Source organism: Allobranchiibius sp. GilTou73 (assembly GCF_021391335.1).
Lineage (GTDB): Bacteria > Actinomycetota > Actinomycetes > Actinomycetales > Dermatophilaceae > Allobranchiibius > Allobranchiibius huperziae.
In genome coordinates, this window is sequence record NZ_CP090051.1 from 3,468,480 (window position 1) to 3,487,774 (window position 19,295).

16 protein-coding genes are annotated in these 19,295 nt (G+C 71.2%); 3 read left to right on the forward strand and 13 right to left on the reverse strand.

Going from position 1 to position 19,295, the window contains the following annotated elements:
- Positions 1 to 4: 4 nt before the first annotated feature.
- Genes LVQ62_RS17080 through hpnC form a run of 4 tightly spaced genes read right to left on the reverse strand, consistent with a single transcriptional unit; the run spans position 5 to position 4,102 of the window.
- Positions 5 to 1,027, reverse strand: a complete 1,023-nt coding sequence (locus LVQ62_RS17080; RefSeq protein WP_233767921.1) for a polyprenyl synthetase family protein — start codon at positions 1,025 to 1,027, stop codon at positions 5 to 7.
- Positions 1,027 to 2,376, reverse strand: a complete 1,350-nt coding sequence (gene hpnE, locus LVQ62_RS17085; protein WP_233763365.1) for a hydroxysqualene dehydroxylase HpnE — start codon at positions 2,374 to 2,376, stop codon at positions 1,027 to 1,029. The genes LVQ62_RS17080 and hpnE overlap by 1 nt, the downstream gene beginning before the upstream one ends.
- Positions 2,373 to 3,239 carry a presqualene diphosphate synthase HpnD gene (gene hpnD / locus LVQ62_RS17090; RefSeq protein WP_233763366.1) on the reverse strand — a complete coding sequence of 289 codons (867 nt, stop codon included), beginning with the start codon at positions 3,237 to 3,239 and terminating at the stop codon, positions 2,373 to 2,375. Before hpnD ends, hpnE begins: the two co-directional genes overlap by 4 nt.
- Positions 3,236 to 4,102, reverse strand: coding sequence for a squalene synthase HpnC (gene hpnC / locus LVQ62_RS17095; RefSeq protein WP_233763367.1), 867 nt, complete (start codon positions 4,100 to 4,102; stop codon positions 3,236 to 3,238). The genes hpnD and hpnC overlap by 4 nt, the downstream gene beginning before the upstream one ends.
- Positions 4,103 to 4,214: 112 nt before the next feature.
- Between hpnC and LVQ62_RS17100 the strand changes: the two genes are divergently transcribed.
- Positions 4,215 to 5,432, forward strand: a complete 1,218-nt coding sequence (locus LVQ62_RS17100; protein WP_233763368.1) for a CdaR family transcriptional regulator — start codon at positions 4,215 to 4,217, stop codon at positions 5,430 to 5,432.
- Here the strand turns inward: LVQ62_RS17100 and LVQ62_RS17105 are convergent.
- The 7 genes from LVQ62_RS17105 to LVQ62_RS17135 form a co-directional block, all read right to left on the reverse strand.
- Positions 5,364 to 7,376, reverse strand: coding sequence for a phosphatase PAP2 family protein (locus LVQ62_RS17105; protein ID WP_233763370.1), 2,013 nt, complete (start codon positions 7,374 to 7,376; stop codon positions 5,364 to 5,366). The two genes, LVQ62_RS17100 and LVQ62_RS17105, sit on opposite strands and share 69 nt — an antisense overlap.
- A 44-nt stretch (positions 7,377 to 7,420) precedes the next feature.
- A complete protein-coding gene (locus LVQ62_RS17110) occupies positions 7,421 to 8,095 on the reverse strand; it encodes a hypothetical protein (protein ID WP_179479243.1) in 675 nt (224 codons plus the stop codon).
- A gap of 1 nt (position 8,096) precedes the next feature.
- Positions 8,097 to 9,011, reverse strand: a complete 915-nt coding sequence (locus LVQ62_RS17115; protein WP_208053795.1) for a DMT family transporter — start codon at positions 9,009 to 9,011, stop codon at positions 8,097 to 8,099.
- Positions 9,008 to 9,799 carry an SDR family oxidoreductase gene (locus LVQ62_RS17120; RefSeq protein ID WP_208053794.1) on the reverse strand — a complete coding sequence of 264 codons (792 nt, stop codon included), beginning with the start codon at positions 9,797 to 9,799 and terminating at the stop codon, positions 9,008 to 9,010. The genes LVQ62_RS17115 and LVQ62_RS17120 overlap by 4 nt, the downstream gene beginning before the upstream one ends.
- A 75-nt stretch (positions 9,800 to 9,874) precedes the next feature.
- Positions 9,875 to 11,440 carry a glutamine-hydrolyzing GMP synthase gene (gene guaA, locus LVQ62_RS17125; RefSeq protein WP_233767923.1) on the reverse strand — a complete coding sequence of 522 codons (1,566 nt, stop codon included), beginning with the start codon at positions 11,438 to 11,440 and terminating at the stop codon, positions 9,875 to 9,877.
- 54 nt (positions 11,441 to 11,494) lie between these two features.
- Positions 11,495 to 11,881, reverse strand: coding sequence for a DUF3817 domain-containing protein (locus LVQ62_RS17130; RefSeq protein ID WP_233763371.1), 387 nt, complete (start codon positions 11,879 to 11,881; stop codon positions 11,495 to 11,497).
- Complete coding sequence (locus LVQ62_RS17135) at positions 11,878 to 12,708, reverse strand: SURF1 family protein (protein ID WP_208053792.1); 831 nt, start codon at positions 12,706 to 12,708, stop codon at positions 11,878 to 11,880. The genes LVQ62_RS17130 and LVQ62_RS17135 overlap by 4 nt, the downstream gene beginning before the upstream one ends.
- 102 nt (positions 12,709 to 12,810) lie before the next feature.
- Between LVQ62_RS17135 and LVQ62_RS17140 the strand changes: the two genes are divergently transcribed.
- Together LVQ62_RS17140 and LVQ62_RS17145 are read left to right on the forward strand one after the other, a co-directional pair.
- Positions 12,811 to 14,544 carry an ABC transporter ATP-binding protein gene (locus LVQ62_RS17140; protein ID WP_233763372.1) on the forward strand — a complete coding sequence of 578 codons (1,734 nt, stop codon included), beginning with the start codon at positions 12,811 to 12,813 and terminating at the stop codon, positions 14,542 to 14,544.
- The gene (locus LVQ62_RS17145) at positions 14,525 to 16,291 is read left to right on the forward strand and encodes an ABC transporter ATP-binding protein (RefSeq protein ID WP_233763373.1); all 1,767 of its coding nucleotides are present in this window, start codon (positions 14,525 to 14,527) and stop codon (positions 16,289 to 16,291) included. Before LVQ62_RS17140 ends, LVQ62_RS17145 begins: the two co-directional genes overlap by 20 nt.
- A 13-nt stretch (positions 16,292 to 16,304) precedes the next feature.
- Here LVQ62_RS17145 and LVQ62_RS17150 read toward each other — a convergent pair whose 3' ends face one another.
- Positions 16,305 to 18,029, reverse strand: a complete 1,725-nt coding sequence (locus LVQ62_RS17150; RefSeq protein WP_233763374.1) for a GMC oxidoreductase — start codon at positions 18,027 to 18,029, stop codon at positions 16,305 to 16,307.
- A gap of 102 nt (positions 18,030 to 18,131) precedes the next feature.
- The gene (locus LVQ62_RS17155) at positions 18,132 to 19,253 is read right to left on the reverse strand and encodes a GuaB3 family IMP dehydrogenase-related protein (protein WP_208053788.1); all 1,122 of its coding nucleotides are present in this window, start codon (positions 19,251 to 19,253) and stop codon (positions 18,132 to 18,134) included.
- Between the last annotated feature and the right edge of the window lie 42 nt (positions 19,254 to 19,295).

Sequence of the window (19,295 nt, forward strand, 5' to 3'; positions counted from 1 at the left end):
CGGTTCAGGCCTTCCTGCCGGCGATGAAGTCGGCCATGGCGTGCAGGTCGGCCGTGGCGGACGGTGTCAGCGCCGCGCCGCGCAGGGCTGCCTGCGCACTCGCCACCAGGCGGCGCGCCTCACCTTCCGCCCAGTCGCGTGCGCCGGCCTCCTCCAGCAGTCCGGCGGCCCGTGCGAGGGCGGCCGGATCGGTGGGCCCGTCGGTGAACCAGGTCCTCAACCGGGCGGCCCGGGCGCCGTCCTGGCCGAGCGCCCAGCAGACCGGGAGGGTCTTCTTCTTGGCCTGCAGGTCCGAGAAGTTGGACTTGCCCGTGACCTGCGGATCACCCCACACGCCGAGCAGGTCGTCGACCAGCTGGAAGGCCAGGCCGATCCGCAGGCCGTACGTGGTGAGCGCGTCCAGCGCGTCGGCGTCGCCACCGGCGAGCACCGCACCGATGACCGTGCTGGTGGCGATGAGCGCGGCGGTCTTGCCCTGCGCCATCCGGCGGCATTCGTGCAGGCTCACCTCGGCACGCTGCTCGAAGGTCATGTCGAGCACCTGACCGTTGATCAGTGCACGGGTGCACCGTGCCAGGTGCCACGAGGCCGCGGCGGCCTGGAGGCCACCCTCCTCCAGCAGCACCTCGTGTGCGAGGGACAGCATCGCGTCCCCGGTGAGGATCGCGGTCGCCTCGTCCCACACGGACCACACGGTCGGTCGGTGCCGGCGCGTACGGTCGCGATCCATGATGTCGTCGTGCACGAGCGAGAAGTTGTGCACCAGCTCGACCGCGACGGCGCCCGGGACGGCGACGGCCGGCTCCGCGCCGACGGCGCGGGCGCCGAGGACCGCCAGGGCGGGGCGGACCGCCTTGCCTCCCGCTCCGGAGACCGGGTCGCCGCCGGCGTCCACCCAGCCCAGGTGGTAGGAGGTCGTGAGGCGCTCCAGATCGTCGAGCCGGTCGACCGCCTTGTGCAGCGCGGGCAGCACCAACGAACGGGTCTCGTCCAGGGTCTGCGCGGGTGCGCGCCCGATGTCGTTCATCACGCCGCCACCTCGTCCCGTGGGGATTTCCGGGTCTCCTGCAGCAGCGCGGCCGCAGCGTCCCTACCGCTGCGTACCGCGCCCTCCATCGTCGCGGGCCAGCCGGTCGCGGTCCACGCACCGGCGACGGCGAGCCCGACATGTCCGGTCCGTTGCGTCGGCCGGTACGCCGCGGTGCCGGGCGTCGCGCGGAACGTCGCCCGCGGCTCACGGGTGACGAAGAAGTCCAGCACCTGCGCCGAATCCATCATGGGGAGAAGCCTCCGCAGCTCCGGCAGGTAGATCTCGCGGAGCTGCGCGGCGGTGCGAGGCAGGTCCTCGTCGGCGCCGGACAGCGAGACCGCGAGGTACTGCCCGCGTCGCACACCGGACTGGCCGGTGCGATCGAAGACCCACTGCAGCGGGCTGTCGAGCGCGACCACGAACGGCGTGTCGAGGACGACCCGGTCGAGCAGCACGTGCAGGTTGACGATCGGAGAGCTGCCGAGACGTGCGGCGTACCCCGGGCCGACGCCCAGGTCGGCCCAGGGCGCGAGCCGCTCGGTGACGTCCGGGGGCACGGCCAGCACGGCCTGGTCGTACTCCGTGTCGACGCCGTCGGCGCGCACGACCCACCGGCCCGACGCGGGCGTCACGCGTTCGACCTTGGCACGCACCCGCACCTCGGCGCCCGCCGCACCCAACGCGCGCACGGCAGCGTCGCCGTGCAGCTGTGACAATGGGACGTCTGACCAGCCGATGTCACCTGCCGTTCGGTCGGTGAGCAGGCCGAGCTGGAAGACGGTCGCGGCGAGAGCGAGCGAGCACTCGTCGGCATGCACGTTGAGAGTCGCGAGTCCGACGACGTCCCACAGGTTCTCGCGCAGCCGCCTCGAACAGTGGTGTGCGTCCAGCCAGTCGCCGAAGGTGGTCTCATCGCTGGCAGCCGACGCGGTGTCGACCGCGGCCAGCGCCAGAGCGATCCGGCCGGCGCGGACCCGGTCCGGCACCGGCAACCACGGATGGCGGGCGAGTGACCCGGCCAGGTGCATCGGGGCGGGCAGGCCGCTGCGGCGCAGATGGCCCGTCGTGGCGCGCCGCCCGCTGCGCATCGGGATGTCCAGGCGGTCCTGCATCGTTACCAGGTGTGCGACACCGAGGCGCTGCAACAGACTGCGATAGGCGGTGCAGCAGCGCAGGAAGACGTGCTGCCCGTTGTCCACCCACATGCCGTCGCGCTCGAAGCTGTGGGTCAGGCCGCCCAGGTGCGCCTGCCGCTCCAGGAGTGTCACGTCGCACCCGGCGTCGGCGAGTCCGATCGCGGCAGTGATTCCGGCGAGGCCGCCTCCGATCACGGCCGCCCGCGTCATCTCAGCCCTCCGCGAGCGAGGGCGGAGACCGCGACGGCACCCTTCTCCCACCCGGGAAGGGACAGGCGCGAGCCATAGACATCACTGGGGTTCTTACGGATCCGGGTCAGCAGCCGGTGGTAGATGCCCGACATGGCGGCACAGCAGGCGCTGCTGCGGGAGTCCAGCTCGGGCAGCAGCCGGCCACCCAGCGCGTACCAGTTCTCGGCCCGGGCAGCCGCGAAACCGATGTAGGCGGCGAGCCTCGCCTCGGGATCGCAGAGCGAGCCCTGTGCATCGAGTTCGAGGGTAATGCCGTGCTCCTTGAGCTCCTGCTGGGGCAGGTAGACGCGGCCGATGAGCAGGTCCTCGCGGATGTCGCGCAGGATGTTGGTCTGCTGCAGGGCAATACCCAGCTGGTCGGCGTACATCGGCGCTCTCGGGTCGGTGCCGGCGCCGAAGACGGACAGGCACAACCGGCCGATGGACCCGGCCACCCGACGGCAGTAGACGGTGAGGTCCTCGAAGGTCTCGTACGTCACGTCGGCCAGGTCCATCTCGACGCCGTCGATCAGCTCCAGGAACGCCTCCAGCGGCACCGGGAAGTCGCGTGCGGTCGCGGCCACGGCGAGCAGGACGGGGTCGGTGGAAGCGTCGATCCGTTGCAGGTCCTGCCGTAGGGCGGCCAGGGCGCGGATCTTGTCCTCGCGCGGCCGATCCTCGTCGCCGATGTCGTCGATGCGGCGGGCCAGGGCGTAGAGGGAGCACAGCGCGGCGCGCTTCTGTGGGGGAAGCAGACGGATGCCGTAGTAAAAGTTGCGTGCCTCGTCCCGGGTGATGGTCTCGCACGCGGCGAAGGCATCGGGAAGGGTGGCCGTCGTCATCGAGCACCTCCGGAGCGCAGCAGCAGTGCGGCGATGTGACGGAGCACGTCGACCCGTCGTGGTCGCGGGACGGCGGTGACGACGTCACCCCGCGCGCGCTCGATCGCGTCCGCGGTGGCCAGGCCACCGGCGACGAAGCCTGCGACCGAGACCTTCGCCCAGCCGTCCAGGCGGCGCAGCAGCGGTGGTCCCGCATCCAGCAGCTGCCGCGCCCGCAGCACCTGCAGCGAGACCACGGCGCAGAGGTCCTCTCGACGACCGGGGTCGAGCAACGTCGCGGTCGACAACCCGGCACGACCCAGGTCGTCCTGCGGCAGATAGACCCGCCCGGCCCGCGAGTCCTCGACGACGTCCTGGCAGTGCTCCAACAGCTGCAATGCGGAGCAGATCCGGTCCGACAGGGCGATCCGCTCCGGCGAGGACCTGGCGAAGATCTCCAGCACCAGGCGGCCGACGGGGTCGGCCGACAGCGCGCAGTATTCGAGAAGGGCGGCAAAATCTGCGTACTCGGTCACGGACTGGTCCTGCAGATTGGCCGCCACCAGGTCCTGGAAGGGCTTCTCGGACAGTCCGCATGCCGTCACCGTGGGCGCCAATCGCATCAGGGTCGGCTCACTCAGCCGCTCACCGGCCCAGAGCGCGTGCACCTGGGAGCGGTAGGCCCTGAGGGCGGCCGTGCGGTCGCCGGTGCCCGAGTCGCCCAGCTCGTCGATGTGCCGTGCCACGGAGTAGACCCGGCGCAGATGGTCCCGGATCGCCGCCGGAAGCACGCGCAGAGCCACCGGAAAGTTCTCGCTGCGGTCCCGTGCGTCGTACATCGGCAGGCGCGACGTCGTGTCGTTCGAGGGCTGCGCGACCGTCATGACTCGTAGTCTGGGTCCACTCGTCACCGTCGGTCTCGACCCGAATGAGTGAGTTTCTGGGCCGACGTTTGTCATTCAATGACAAATCGATCAGGAAGCGGGGATCTGCGGGATGGCGCAACAATCGAATGCGGAAGTACTTCCATCGCAACCGGATTCACCCGTCGAGGTGCTGCGGGAGTCACTGACGCAGACCTTCCCTGACCTGCTGCGCGTGGTCGGCGACGAGCTCGCCACCATGTGGCCCTCCTACACGGCGTACATGGACGAGCATCGCGATCAGCTCGCCTTGGCGTCCGACGTCGTGATCCCGCAACTGCTCGCCACGGTCAGCGACCGGAGCGGGAGACCCGGTCACGGCGACACCCTCGACCCCGCGATCGCGAACGTGTTCGAGCAGATCGGCCGCGTGCACTACCTGCATGGGCAGGACCTGACGAGCCTGCTCACGGCGTACCAGAGCGGCGCCAGGGTGTCCTGGGAGTTCATCTCGCAGGCGGCGATCACGGCCGGTATCGGCCCGACCGACATCGCCCGCCTGGCCCAGACACTCTTCACGATCGTGCACGATCTGTCGGCCTGCACGTCGCAGGGCTTCGTCAGCGAACAGTCCGACTCGGGGATGGCGGCCCAGCGGGCGCGCGCCGAGCTGACCGGTCAGATCATGTCGCCCTTCACCGACCTCATCGCGCTGCGGCGTGCCGCGGACCGGGCGCTCTGGCGTCTGCCGGACGAGGTGGTCTTCGTCATCCTGCGCCTCGACAAGGACGAGACTCCGCTGCAGTCGGTGCAGACCGACCCGGAGTGGCTCTTCGTCCGGGTCGACGGGGTCGTCGGCCTGATCGCGCCATGGGCACGGGGCACCCGCGAGCGCCTGATCCGCGCGCTGGCGTCCGAGGGAGCGATGGTCGGCCCGCCGATGCCGATCGACCAGGCCCGCACCAGCCTCAACCTCGCACGAAGTGCGTTGTCACTGCAGCGATCCGGGCTCATCACCGAGTCGGTCGCATTCGTCGGCGATCATCTCGACACCCTCATCGTGCACCAACGGCCGCAGCGCGTGGCAGCGCTCCGGTCGCAGGTGCTGGCACCGCTGGACGACCTGCCGCAGGCGACGCGCGAGAGGTTGATCGAGACACTCACCTCGTGGCTCCGGCACATGGGCTCCCGTGTGGAGATCGCCGAGGAGCTGCACATCCACCCCCAGACGGTGCGCTACCGCGTCGAGCAGCTGCGCGAGGCGTTCGGCCCCGCGCTGGACTCACCGGCCGAGCGGGCCCGGCTCTATCTGGCGCTCATCTGGGGCGAACCCGTCCTCGACGTCGACTGAGGCGGCAGCGGCGAATCGCTCATCGAGCGCCTCGCGCAGGAGGACGGCGTCCAACGTCGCGGCGTCGGTCACGATGCTGACGTCGAGCAGACCGCCCCAGCTCAGTGCACCCACCGCCAGGGGTGCCCCCGGTGCGGGCGGCAGCAGTGGCATCACCCGTGTCACAGGCGCTCCCCTGAGCGTGAAATCGCGGTCCGGCCCCGGCATGTTGGAGACGATCGCGTGGAAGTAGCGCCGCCCGTAGACCGACCGGGCGAAGCTGCGCCGCACCGGTCGTGGCACGCAGCGCAGGGCCGTCGCCATGACCCACCGCGACGCCAAAGCCCTGGCCGGCGAGCGCAGGGCGGCGGCCGAGGTCCGCAGGGTGCGCAACTGATCGGCCAGGGGCTGATCCCGCAGCGGCACGTCCACGATGACGGCGGCCGTGACATTCCCGTCGGCACCGCTGCCCGGCGCCCGCAGCATCATCGGCACCGACACGCGCAGCCGCCCCTCGCAGGTCCGGGCCAGATCGGGGTACGCCGCGGCCGTCACCGCACCGACCAGTGCGAGCAGCACTTCGGTGACCCGGGCGTCGTGGGCGCGGGCCATCGAGCGGATCTGCTCCAGCGGCAGCTGCATCGAGCTGTAGCTGCGGCGGCTCGAGCCGGTCGACAGCAGTGCGGACGGTCGTCCGTCGGTGGCCAGCTGCCCCAGGCCCACGACCACGCCGCCGGCGCGGCGGGTCGCGGACGGCGCGTTCGCCGCGGGGATGGGCAGTTCGAACCGCGGGCGCAGCAGCCCGAGCAGCTGCACCACCGCGCCGATGCCGTCGGCCATGCAGTGGTGCATGACGATCACGAAGGCGGACCGGTCCCCCGGCAGCCCGTCGACGAGCACCGCCCGCCAGAGCGGGCGGTCACGTGGCAGCTCCTGCGCGCAGAACCGCGCCACCACCTGATCCATCCCGTCGAGCCCGGTGCCCGGGGGCAGTGACTGTCCGGTCACGTGGCTGGACCAGTCCGGCTCGCCGGCCGGCTCCCAGCGGGCCGCCCCGCGACCTGGTGCGAGCCGGGAGGTGAAGCGCGGGAACGAACCCAGCTCGGAGCGGATGAGCTCACGAACCTGCTCCACGGTCGGGGGTGTCGCGCCGGGACCGCCGAGCAGCACGTAGCCGCCGACGTTCTGGGCATTCCCGTCGTGCTCGACGTCCAGGAAGAACTCGTCCGAGGTCGCGAGCAGGCCACGCTCGGAGCGGGTCTGCCAGCGCTCGACGACGAAGACCGACGCCAGCACGAAGATCGCCGCGGGGACGGCATCGAGGACGAAGTGGTTGGCCGTCGCCACCACCACGACGAAGGTGAGCGCCACGTGCACGGCGCTCAACGCCTGCAGCCAGCGCCGTTGGGAGATCCGGGCGAGCATGACGCTCACCCACAGGGCCCACGCGATGTGCAGTGACGGCACGGCGGCCAGCTGGTTGGCGTCGGCGACCAGGGGCGACCCCCAGGAGCCGATCGTCGACCCGGTCGTGACGGTGTCGACGTACCCGGTGCCCGACAGGAGACGCGGCGGCATGACCGGAAGGAGGGCGAAGCAGGTGAAGGCGAGCAGGTTGAGTACGACGAAGGAGTCGCGTGCCATGCGGTAGACGCCGGGCATCCGCCAATAGGTCAGCAGCAGCAACAGGGCGGCGCTCAGGATGTAGGTCGTCGCGTACTCGTAGTTCGCCGCGACCATCAACGTGTGCCGCGAGGCGAGCCAGGCGTTCCAGCTCCGCTCGACGTCCAGGTGCAGCCACCGCTCGAGGTCGATGAGGCCACGCGCGTGACGCTCCGCCGCAGCGCGACGGCCGACGCCACCGAGATGATCCACGCCCAGATAGACGGCGAAAAGAGCCAGACCGATGACCAGTTCACGCCAGGCGGGCGGTCTCGGCGAGTGCGACGTGGTGCGGACGCTCACGGATTCGTCCTAGCACATCGCCGCGTGCCGGCCACCCGGATCGCTCAGGCGGTGGCGATGCTGAAATTCGGCATCCGGGCGATCCGGCTCCAGCCCCAGGCGGTGCAGATCACGACCGACAGCACGGTCAGCGAGGTGCTGAGCAGGCCGCGCGAGAGCACCCCGGTGCTCATGCCGAGGTGCAGCGCGCCGACGCTCATCGCGACGTCGATCAGGCGCGAGACGCCCCAGATGACGCAGACCTGGGTGAACATCCGGCGGGCCCGGCGGTCGTCGAGGAAGAACTGAGGCAGGGTGATGAAATCGCGCGCGAGGTGCAGGGTGATCGGTCGGCCGACGGCGGCGCTGACCAGGAAGATCGTCGCCATCAGGGCGGATCCGGCGATCGGCTGCAACAGGAAGACGTAGACGCTGGACAGGGCGAGCGCGATGCTCGTGCGGCCCACCAGCATCGCGACGGCGAGCAGCAGGGTGCGTGGGACGTGGTGCCCCTGGCGCCACCGGATGGCGAGGGTGAGCGCGCACCACACGAGGACGGCGATCAGGCCTCCCACCTGGCCGATCGTGAAGATGCTGACGTAGAGCAGCAGTGACGGGACCAGGACGGTCTCGGTGATGAGACGAGCGCCGCGGCGTACCGACGAGCGCACGAGTGCTCGGTCGATCACCAGGCGGCCGCTCTCGGGGGCGGCTGGAATCGCGCTCGGCGCATCCGTCATCTCATGATGGTGACATCGATTCCTTGGGATGGGCTGAGGAGTCGGCGTGTCGTACCAGCGGAGAGTGCGACAGCCCGGTGATGCCGATGATGAGAAGCGCACCGGTGAGCGCCACCGCGAGAAGATCCGGGGGTGAATGCGGCACTTCGACGTGGAATCCGAAGATTCCGGCGCAATAACTGACGATCGGGTTGGTGATGCTCATCGCCGCGAACGGCCAGGGCAGCGAACCCTGCGAGAACGCCGCCTGCTCCAGCAGCAGGCCGCCGAGCGTCGACAGCGCGAGGGTGTAGCCCGGCCAGTCCTTCGCCGTCGCGAGGACACCGGGACCGAACAGGGACGCGCTGGTGAGCTTCATCAGCACGGCCGATGCCGCGAAACACATCCCCGCGCCGGTCGCGAGCAGGAAGCTCGCGAGCATCCCGCCGGTGCGACGGGCCACCACCACCAGGAGGACGACCGTGGCCGCGATGAGGACCAGGATCAGCGCGACACGGTCGCGGTCGGGCGATCCGCGCAGCGGCGCGGCGCGCCCGACGGTGAGCAGCACGACCAGACCGGCGCAGATCGAGAGCCCGAACGCGAAATCGCGCCGCCTCGGCTGGTCGCGCGAGCCCCCGGTGGACAGGAGCAGCGCGAAGAAGATCTGCATCGTCATGATGGGCTGCACGATGGCGACGGTGCCCAGCTGCAGGGCGGCCGCCTGGATCCCGAAACCGGACATGTTGATGAGCCACCCGAAGAGCCAGCGCCGACGGGTGAGCAGATGACGGATGAACCCGGCGAAACCCCGGACCGTCGCGATCTCGTGCTGCCCGGTGGCCCGCTGGGCGTGGGCCTCCTGCTGCTCGATCATGGCCGACAGGGCGAACGTGAACGCGGCCGCGAGGGCGAGCGCGATCACCAGCAGCATCATGGCGTGCGCTCCGTCGCCCGCCCGGGTCGGACCGGGCGACCGAATCGCGCGGCCAGGCCGCCGTACGCCGAGGGCGCCACCGCGCGTACGACCGCGGCGGACCGCAGCCAGCGGGGCGTCCAGACCTCACCGGCGTCGCGTTCGATGGCGCGCACGATGCGGGCCGCGACGACGTCGGCCGGCAGCGGACGCGGGCTGCTGCGGTCGTACGCGGCGCCGCGACGCTCGAAGAAGGGCGTCTCGACGACGCCCGGCACCGCCACGGTGACGCCGATCCCGGTGCCGCGTATCTCCAGACGCAGGGATTCGGCGAACGCGTCCACGCCGGATTTCGTCGCGGCGTAGACGGACTCACCGGCCACGCCGACCCGACCGGCGATGCTGGTGACGAAGCACAAGCCGCCCGTGCCGCGCTCGAGCATGCCCGGCAGCACCGACCGGGCCAGCTGCATTGTGCCGGTCAGATTGGTGGCGACGAGGGCATCGACCGTCTCTTCCGGCATCGCGGCCAGGGCCCCGGCCCACCCGATGCCCGCGTTCGCCACGAGCAGGTCGATCCGGCCGTGCGCGGCGAGCGCCTCGGCGACGACCCGTTCGCGGGGGGCGCGCTCCGCGAGGTCGCCCACGACGGATACCGCACCGAGATCGCCTGCGACGGCTGCGGTCCGCCCGCCGTCGCGTCCGTGGACGATCGGGACGGCGCCCCGTGCGGCGAGACGGTGCGCGAGCGCGGTGCCGAGGCCCGACGAACTGCCGGTCACCAGGGCGACGCGATCGTGCAGGTCCACCACCGTCTCCTCGATAGACGATCTATGCGACCGACCGACTCTAGCGGCCGGTCACCGCAGGTCGGACCGGGCGGATCACTCCCACTCGATGGTGCCCGGCGGCTTGCTGGTCACGTCGAGGGTGACCCGGTTGACCTCGCTCACCTCATTGGTGATGCGGCCGGAGATCCTGGCCAGCACGTCGTACGGCAGGCGGGTCCAGTCCGCGGTCATGGCGTCCTCCGAGGACACCGGACGCAGCACGATCGGGTGACCGTACGTGCGGCCGTCACCCTGAACGCCGACCGAGCGGACATTCGCGAGCAGCACCACCGGGCACTGCCAGATGTCCCGGTCCAGGCCCGCAGCGGTGAGTTCCTCACGGACGATGGCGTCGGCGCGGCGCAGGATCGCCAGGTTGTCGCGGGTCACCTCGCCGATGATCCGGATGCCGAGGCCGGGGCCGGGGAACGGCTGGCGCCACACGATGCCCTCGGGCACCCCGAGCTCCAGCCCGACTTGGCGCACCTCGTCCTTGAACAGGGTGCGCAGCGGCTCGATGAGGGAGAACTGCAGGTCGTCGGGCAGACCGCCGACGTTGTGGTGGGACTTGATGTTGGCCGCTCCGGTGCCGCCGCCGGACTCCACCACGTCCGGGTAGAGCGTGCCCTGCACCAGGAACTTCACCGGGTGCTCGTCGTCCTGCTGGGAGCCGACGATGTCGCGGGCGGCCTTCTCGAACGAGCGGATGAACTCCCGGCCGATGATCTTGCGCTTCTCCTCCGGGTCGGTCACTCCCGCAAGGGCGTTCAGGAACTGGTCGGTCGCGTCGACGACGACCAGGTCGACGCCGGTCGCGTCGACGAAGTCCTTCTCGACCTGCTCGGCCTCGCCCTCGCGCAACAGCCCGTGGTCGACGAAAACACAGGTGAGCTGATCGCCGATGGCTCGCTGGACGAGTGCTGCCGCCACCGAGGAGTCGACGCCGCCGGACAGCCCGCAGATGGCCCGTGCGGAGCCGACCTGCTCGCGCACCTGCTCGACCAGCTGGTCGGCCATCGCCTCGGGCGTCCAGTCCGGCGACAGCCTCGCCCCGCGGACCAGGAAGTTCTCCAGCACCCGCTGGCCGAAGGTGGAGTGCATGACCTCGGGGTGCCACTGCACGCCGTACAACTGACGCTCGTCGTCCTCGATCGCCGCGACCGACGCACCCGGCGTCGTGGCGGTGACCCGCAGACCGGGGGGCGCCTCGGAGGCCGCGTCGCCGTGGCTCATCCAGACGGACTGCTCGTCGGGCTGACCGTTGAAGAGGGTGGAGTCGGTGTCCACGATCTGCGCCATCGTGGCGCCGTACTCGCGCAGGCCGGTGTGCTCGACGTTGCCACCGAGGCTCTTGACCATCGCCTGGAAGCCGTAGCAGATGCCGAAGACCGGCACGCCCGCCTCGAGCAGGGCCGGGTCCAGGCCGGGGGCGTCGTCGGCGTAGACCGAGGACGGGCCGCCGGAGAGCACGATGGCGGCGGGCTCGCGGTCGAGGATCTCCTGCACCGGGGTGGTGTGCGGAACCACCTCGCTGTAGAGCGAGGCCTCGCGCACGCGGCGGGCGATGAGTTGGGCGTACTGCGCGCCGAAGTCGACGACGAGGACGGGGTGCTCCTGCAGGGGGCGGTCACCTGCTGGATTCTATCCAGCAGCGGCGGGCCCCGAGGACGCCGCTCAGCCGCGTGGGGTGTCCGCCTGCAGCGCCGCGAGGTCGCCCTCGACGTTGGCGCTCACCTTGCGCTCGATGTAGAACGACAGGAAGGGCACGCAGCCGGCCAGGATGACGCCCACCATCTTGAGCAGCCCCCAGCGCATCCTGAACGCGAGGTTGACGGTGGCGGCGATGTAGACGATGTAGACCAGGCCGTGCGGCTGCGGCCACCAGTCGAGCGCACCGTTGTCGAAGGCGTACTTGAGGATCACCTGGGCGGTCAGCAGCAGCAGGCCGATCCCGACGATGACCGCCATCACCTTGAAGAAGGTCAGCCCCTTACGCGCCTTGACCGGGTCGATCAGGGTGCGCCCGGAGGGTCGCGCCGCCTTCTGGGTCTGCTCGCTCACTGCCGGTCCTTCGTCTCGACTGATGCCGCGGCGGTCTGCTCGCCGTCCGTGCCTTCGCCATTGTCCGCGACCGGCCCGGACGGGAGCTCGGCGGCCCGCCCGGCCTCCTCCGCGGCGTACTCGTCACGCACCATCCGCACCCACACGTAGACCGCGAAACACGAGAATGCCCACCACTGCACGGCGTATCCGGCGTTGAGCAGGTGGAAGCCGCCGCCTCCCGGCTGCGGCGGCGGGAACGTCGCCACGGGTGCGGCGGTCGCGCTGGGCGACTCGTCCGTGGCGAAGACGAACGCGTTGTAGACCGTGCCGCCCCAGGTGTTCGCGAGCACCGCCAGGTTGATCGCGCCGATCTGGCCGCTCGGGTAGCTGCCGGTCGCGGGCGACTCCCCCGGCGCGAGCGCACCGGTCACGGTGACCTGGCGGCTTCCGGTCAGGGGCGCCGGCACGTGCGTCGGGTCGGCGACGAAGCCGCGGACGACCGGCAGTCGTGCCCCGTTGCCGTCCACCACCAGCGGGGTCAGCACCCAGAAACCGTTGTGTCCGTCCAGTGTCCGCCCGGCGACCAGCTCCTGCAGGGCGCCGTCGTAGTGCCCGGTCGCCCGCACCGGCCGCAGCGACCCGTTGGAGGGGAAGCTCTCGGCGGGCTGCATCACGGAGGTGATCGCGGTGACCGGCCGGTCCTGCATCTGGTGGTTCGCGGTGGCGTGCCCGGCACTGCGGGCCACGTCCAGCTGCCAGATGCCGAGCAGTACGAACGCCACGACCAGCACGACCATGAGCACGAACAGGCCCATGAGGCGCGGTGTGAGAGCGGCCCGGAGCATGGTCTCCATTGTGCGTCCGGCGGCTGTGCGCCGACGCCCAGCCCTCCCCCGCGGAAAACCGATCGCGTCCGCGTCCCCGCCCGACCTAGGCTGAAGCACGCCATGAGACCCCTACCGTACGACGACCCCGGGACACCCGATCTGCGGTCGCCGGTGCGGTTCATGGCATGGACCGCACGCCTGCAGTGGCGCACGGTGCTGGGCGGGGTCTGCTGCGCGATCGTCTGGATGCTGTGTCTCGCGATGATGCCTGCCGCGATCAGCCGGGGCACCGACGACGGCATCCGCGGGCACGACATGGGCGCGCTGGTGCTGTGGTCGATCACGCTGATCGTGCTCGCCGCGATAGCCGCCGGCGCCGGGGTGCTGCGGCACCGCTTCGCGGTCCTGAACTGGCTGCAGGCGGCGTTCCGCTGCATGCAACTGGTCGGCGAGCACGCCACCGACTCCGGTGAGGCGCTTCCCCGGGCGATGCCGACCGGCCAGGTCGTGGCCAGCGCGGCCACCGACGCCACCCGCTTCGCGGAGTCCTACGACGCGTTCGCCCGGTTCGTCGGAGCGATCGTCGCCTACCTGGTGGTCGCGATCATCCTGCTGCGCAGCTCACTCCCGCTCGGTCTGGTGGTGCTGCTGGGGGTGCCGGTCCTGCTGACCGCCCTGGCCGCGGTGATCAAGCCCCTGCAACGACGCCAACAGGCGCAGCGTGAACAGTCCGGCCGGCTCTCGGAGCTGGGCGCCGACACCGTCACCGGACTGCGCGTGCTGCGCGGCGTCGGCGGCGAGCACACCTTCCGTCACCGCTATGCCGAGCAGTCCGAACGCGTACGCCTCGAAGGGGTGCGGGTCGCGATCCCGCAGTCCACGCTGGACTCCGCGCAGGTGCTGCTGCCCGGCATCTTCATGCTGGTGGTCACCTGGCTCGGCGCCCGGTCGGTGCACTCCGGCGCGATCACGCCCGGCGAGCTGGTGGCGTTCTACGGGTACTCCACCTTCCTGGTGATGCCGCTGTCGACCGCGACGGAGATGACCGGCAAGTTCCTCGCGACCCGCGTCGCGGCAGGCCGCATCATCAAGGTCCTGCAGATCCCCGGCGACCACACCGGTGAGGTCCCGACCGCGCACCTGCCCGACGGTCCGCAGGAACTGGTCGACCCCTCCACCGGCGCGGTCTTCGCGCCCGGCCTGCTGACGGCCGTGGTCTGCGACGTACCCGCGCAGGCGTCCGCGTTGGCGGACCGGCTGGGCCGGTTCGGGCAGGGGGGCACCGATGTGACGTTCGGCGGCGTACGTCTTGCGGATGTCGCTGTGCGAGAGGCCCGCTCGCGAGTCGTCGTGTCCGAGGTCGACCCGCGGCTCTTCGCCGGGACGCTGCTCGATCAGCTCGACCCCGCGGGCCGGAGCACCCCCGACCAGATCGCCGCCGCCTTGGACGCCGCCGACGCGCACGACGTGCTGCTGGCACTGGAGGACGGGCTGCAGTCGCAGGTCGAGGAGCGCGGCCGGTCCTTCTCGGGCGGGCAGCGTCAGCGGCTCGCCCTCGTACGCGCCCTGCTCACCCGCGCCGAGACCCTGGTGCTCGTGGAGCCGACGAGCGCCGTCGACGCGCACACCGAGGCGCGGATCGCGGCCCGGCTGGCCGCCGCGCGCCGCGGTCGCACGACCGTCGTGATGGCCGCCAGCCCCTTGCTGCTCGACCAGGCCGACCGGGTGCTGCTGCTGCAGGACGGCGGCATCGTCGCCGAGGGCACCCACGCGGACCTGTCGAGGACCTCGCCGGCCTACCGACGCGTCGTCCTGCGCGGAGAGGAGGACATCGATGAGCCCGCTCACGCCTGAGGTCGCGAAGCCCACCGTCCTGCCGGTCGCCGACGGTGCTGCCGTGCGCCGGCACGCCCGGATGCTGATGCGTCGACATCGCCGCGCGCTGATCGTGACGGTGGGGTTGCACGCGCTCGCGGCCGTCGCCGCCCTGTGCGCACCGCGGCTGTTCGGTGAGCTCATCGAGCGGCTCTCGCACGGCATCGACAACGCGACCATCGACCGGTTCGGCGTCGCGCTGCTCGTGGTGGTGCTCGCGCAGACCGCCCTGACCTGGACGGCCCGCCGCTCGGCGTACGTGCTGGGCGAGACCGTCTTCGCCGGACTGCGCGAGCGATTCATCGACCGGGTGCTGGCGCTGCCGCTCTCGACCGTCGAGCGCGCGGGCACCGGCGAGCTGGTCTCGAGGACCACCAACGACGTCGATGCGCTGTCCTACGCGGTGCGGTTCGGGGTGCCGGCCACCCTGGTCGCGGCAGTCACCTCGCTGCTGACCCTGGGGGCCGCCTTCCTGGTCAACCCGCTGGTCGCCCTGTCGCTGCTCATCACCCTGCCGCTGCTGTCCCTGTCGACCAAGCGCTACCTGCGCTTCGCCGGGCCCGGCTACGCACGGGAGCGGGCGTCGTACGCCGTCACGAACGGCGTGGTGAGCGAGAGCATCGAGGGCGCCCGCACGATCGACGCACTGTCGTTGCAGGATGTGCGGCGCTCCCGGCTGCACAGCGCGATCCGCGGGATGTGGGACGCCGAGCTCTACACGTTGCGACTGCGGATGTGGTGGTTCCCGACCGTGGACCTCGGCGCCATGCTGCCCGTCGGCGTGGCGCTGCTGTGGGGCGGTTTCCTGGTTGCGCACGGCCACGCGAACCTCGGTCAGGTCGTGACGATCGTGCTCTACGCGTTGGCCATCGGCGACCCGATCGACGAGCTGCTGTCCTGGCTCGACGAGATCCAGGTCGGTGCCAGCGCCCTTGCCCGGATCATCGGCATCGAGGACCTGCCGCCCGACCGCCAGGCGGGTGACGCGCGCCCGAGCGACTCCCGGCTGGCCGCACGCGACGTGCGCTACTCCTACCGCGCCGGACGCGAGGTGCTGCACGGCATCGACCTCGATCTGGCACCCGGCGAACGGCTGGCGATCGTCGGGCCCTCCGGCGCGGGCAAGTCCACCCTCGGCCGGCTGCTGGCCGGCATCGACGGCCCCGGCAGCGGCTCGGTCGCCGTCGGCGGAGTGCCGTTGGTCGAACTCCCGCTGGACGACCTGCGCGGCGAGGTCGCCCTGGTCACCCAGGAGCACCACGTCTTCGTCGGGACGCTGCGCGACAACCTGCTCCTCGCCCGGCCCGCGTCCGACGACGAGACGCTCTGGGCGGCGCTTCGCTCGGTGGACGCCCTGCCGTGGGCGTCCGCGTTGCCGGACGGCCTCGACACCCGCATCGGGCAGGGCGGCCGGACGCTGACCGATGCTGCCGCGCAGCAGCTCTCGCTGGCGCGGCTGGTGCTCACCGATCCGCACACCCTGGTGCTGGACGAGGCGACGTCGCTGCTGGACCCGCGCGCCGCGCGCCACCTGGAGCGCTCCCTCAACGCCGTCGTCGAGGGCCGCACCGTGGTCGCGATCGCCCACCGCCTGCACACCGCGCACGACGCCGACCGGGTGGCCGTGGTCGAGGACGGCCGGATCACCGAGATCGGCCCGCACGCCGAGCTGGTCGCCGCCGACGGCGCGTACGCCGCGCTGTGGCACTCCTGGCGCGACGAGTGACCGCTGGACGCTGTCAGACCGCGGTCGGCACCTTCGCCGGCACCTGCGGGATGCCGAGCGGCGTGCCCGGCACCCGCGCCGCCGGAGCGGGCACTCGTTCGTACACCGCGCCCTGAGTGGGTCGTACGTCGTCCGCGCCCTTGGCGGGCCACATCGCGAGGGCACGCTCAGCCTGAGCGGTGATGGTGAGCGAGGGGTTGACGCCCAGGTTGGCCGAGACCGCCGCGCCGTCGACCACCGACAGGGCCGGGTAGCCCCACACCCGCTGATACGGGTCGATGACACCGGTCCGCGGCGAGTCGGAGATGGTGACGCCGCCGAGGAAGTGCGCGGTCATCGGCATCCCCAGGAACTCCGGCCAGCACGCGCCGGGCACCACGTCGACGTCTCCCAGCTTGCTCAGCTGATCGCTGATCGCGCGGATCGCCTTGTGCCCGGTCGGGATCCAGCTCGGGTTGGGTTCACCGTGACCCTGCGTGCTGGTCAGGCGGACCCGGCCCAGCCGTCGCTTCGCGCCGACCGTGATCGAGTTGTCCAGCGACTGCATGACCAGCGCGATGATGGTGCGCTCGCTCCATTTCGGGCCGAGGGCACGGCTGAGCCGGATCGGCTGTTTCGCGAACGCGGTGAGCAGCTCCCCGGTCCTGCCGGGCAGCGACTTGTCGCCGTTGATCAGCAGGGTCGACAGCAGCCCCATCAGGTTCGAGCCCTTGGCGTAGCGGCAGTTCTCCACGTGGGTGTCGCCGTCGAGGTGGAACGAGGTGGTGATCGCAACGCCCTTGGTGAGGTCGACAGCCGGGTCGGCGGGGACTCGTACGGCGGCGGCCCCGCCCAGCTCTTCGGAGTTGGTGCGGGTGAGCACACCGAGCCGGTCGGACAGCCGCGGCAGCGACCCGTCGGCCTTCATCCGGTGCAGCAACTGCTGGGTACCCCAGGTACCTGCCGCGAGCACCACACGCCGGGCGGTGACGGTACGACGATCGGCGCGCACCCACGCTCCCGTGGACCGGGTGGTGACGCGGAACCCCTCGTCGCCGCCCAGCGACTCCAGACGCACCACCGTGCGCATCGGCTCGATCCGCACGCCCTTGCGCTCGGCGAGCGCCAGGTAGTTCTTCATCAGCGTGTTCTTCGCCCCGACCCGGCAGCCGACCATGCAGTTGCCGCACTCGGTGCAACCGGTGCGCTCCGGGCCCTCGCCGCCGAAATACGGGTCCGGCACGGTCTCACCGGCCGCACCGAAGAACACCCCGACGGGCGTCTTGCGGAAGGTGTCGGACGCGCCGAGCTGTGCGGCCGCGTTCTGCATGATCTCCTCGGCGGCGCCCCAGCACGGGTTGTCCTCGACCACGCCGAGCATCCTGCGCGCCACGTCGTAGTGCGGGGTGAGCTCGTCCTCCCAATCGGTGATGCCCGCCCACTGCGGGTCCTGGAAGAACGGGGTCGGCGGCTTGTAGAGCGTGTTCGCGTAGTTGAGCGATCCCCCGCCCACACCGGCGCCTGCCAGGACCATCACGTCGGGAAGCCGGTGGTAGCGCTGCACGCCGAAGCACTTGAACGCCGGCGCCCACAGGTACTTGCGCACGTCCCAGGAGGTCTTCGCGAAGTCGGAGTCCTCGAAACGGCGTCCGGCTTCGTAGACCAGGACGTCGTAGCCCTTCTCCGCCGCCCGCAGCGCCGCCACGGAGCCACCGAACCCGGAGCCGATCACCACTACGTCATGGTCGTACGTCGTCATCGCCATCCATCGCTTCCCTCGTCGCGGCCGGCTACTCAGCAGTAGTTACTGCACAGTAGGTGACCGCGGTCACGGAGGGAAGCCGATCGGCGCGCCGAATTGTCAGCTGCGCTGGTACGGGGCGACGACGACCTCGACCCGCTGGAACTCCTTCAGATCGGAGTATCCGGTGGTGGCCATGGCACGGCGCAGCGCCCCGACCATGTTGGTGGAGCCGTCGGCGGACTGCCCGGGGCCGGTCAGGATCTGCTCCAGGGTGCCGACGGTGCCGACCTCGACCCGTTCGCCGCGCGGCAGGTCGTGGTGGTGCGCCTCGGAGCCCCAGTGGAAGCCACGCCCCGGTGCCTCGGTCGAGCGGGCCAGTGCCGCACCGAGCATCACCGCGTCGGCGCCGCAGGCGACGGCCTTGACCACGTCGCCGCTGGTGCCCAGGCCGCCGTCGGCGATGACGTGCACGTAGCGCCCGCCGGTCTCGTCCATGTAGTCACGGCGCGCGGCCGCGATGTCGGCGACCGCCGACGCGAGGGGCGCGTGGATGCCGAGGGTGCGCCGCGTGGTGTGCGCCGCTCCCCCGCCGAACCCGACCAGGACGCCGGCTGCACCGGTGCGCATCAGGTGCAGCGCGGCGGTGTACGTCGCCACGCCGCCGACGATGACCGGCACGTCGAGCTCGTAGATGAAGCGCTTGAGGTTCAGCGGCTCGGCGCGGCCCGAGACGTGCTCCGCCGACACCGTGGTGCCCCGGATGACGAAGAGGTCGACACCGGCGTCGACCACCGTGCGCCAGTGCTCCTGGGTGCGCTGCGGCGACAACGCGCCGGCGACCGTGCACCCGGATCCGCGAATCTCCTTCAGCCGCAACTCGATCAGGTCGGGCCGGATCGGCTCGTCGTAGAGCTCGCGCATCCGCGCGGTCGCGTTGGCCGGATCCAGGGAGGCGATCTCGGCCAGCAGCGGCTCGGGCGACTCGTAGCGGGTCCAGAGGCCCTCGAGGTCGAGCACCGGCAGTCCGCCGAGCTGGCCGAGCGCGATCGCGGAGGCCGGCGACATCACCGAGTCCATCGGCGCGGCCATCACCGGCAGCTCGAAGTGGTAGGCGTCGATCTGCCAGGAGACCGACACCTCCTCGGGATCCCGGGTGCGTCGCGACGGCACGACCGCCACGTCGTCGAACGAATACGCCCGACGTCCTCGTTTGCCGCGGCCGATCTCGATCTCACTCACCGCGTCAGGTTAGCGGTCGCACCCGCTGCGGCCCGAAACGCG

Coding starts and splice junctions, on each gene's coding strand:
- hpnD (WP_233763366.1), bottom strand. CDS start 3,239: ATGACGACGGCCACCCTTCCCGATGCCTTCGCCGCGTGCGAGACCATC.
- LVQ62_RS17100 (WP_233763368.1), top strand. CDS start 4,215: ATGGCGCAACAATCGAATGCGGAAGTACTTCCATCGCAACCGGATTCA.
- LVQ62_RS17080 (WP_233767921.1), bottom strand. CDS start 1,027: ATGAACGACATCGGGCGCGCACCCGCGCAGACCCTGGACGAGACCCGT.
- hpnE (WP_233763365.1), bottom strand. CDS start 2,376: ATGACGCGGGCGGCCGTGATCGGAGGCGGCCTCGCCGGAATCACTGCC.
- LVQ62_RS17110 (WP_179479243.1), bottom strand. CDS start 8,095: ATGACGGATGCGCCGAGCGCGATTCCAGCCGCCCCCGAGAGCGGCCGC.
- LVQ62_RS17135 (WP_208053792.1), bottom strand. CDS start 12,708: ATGCTCCGGGCCGCTCTCACACCGCGCCTCATGGGCCTGTTCGTGCTC.
- LVQ62_RS17150 (WP_233763374.1), bottom strand. CDS start 18,029: ATGACGACGTACGACCATGACGTAGTGGTGATCGGCTCCGGGTTCGGT.
- LVQ62_RS17145 (WP_233763373.1), top strand. CDS start 14,525: ATGAGCCCGCTCACGCCTGAGGTCGCGAAGCCCACCGTCCTGCCGGTC.
- LVQ62_RS17140 (WP_233763372.1), top strand. CDS start 12,811: ATGAGACCCCTACCGTACGACGACCCCGGGACACCCGATCTGCGGTCG.
- hpnC (WP_233763367.1), bottom strand. CDS start 4,102: ATGACGGTCGCGCAGCCCTCGAACGACACGACGTCGCGCCTGCCGATG.
- LVQ62_RS17115 (WP_208053795.1), bottom strand. CDS start 9,011: ATGATGCTGCTGGTGATCGCGCTCGCCCTCGCGGCCGCGTTCACGTTC.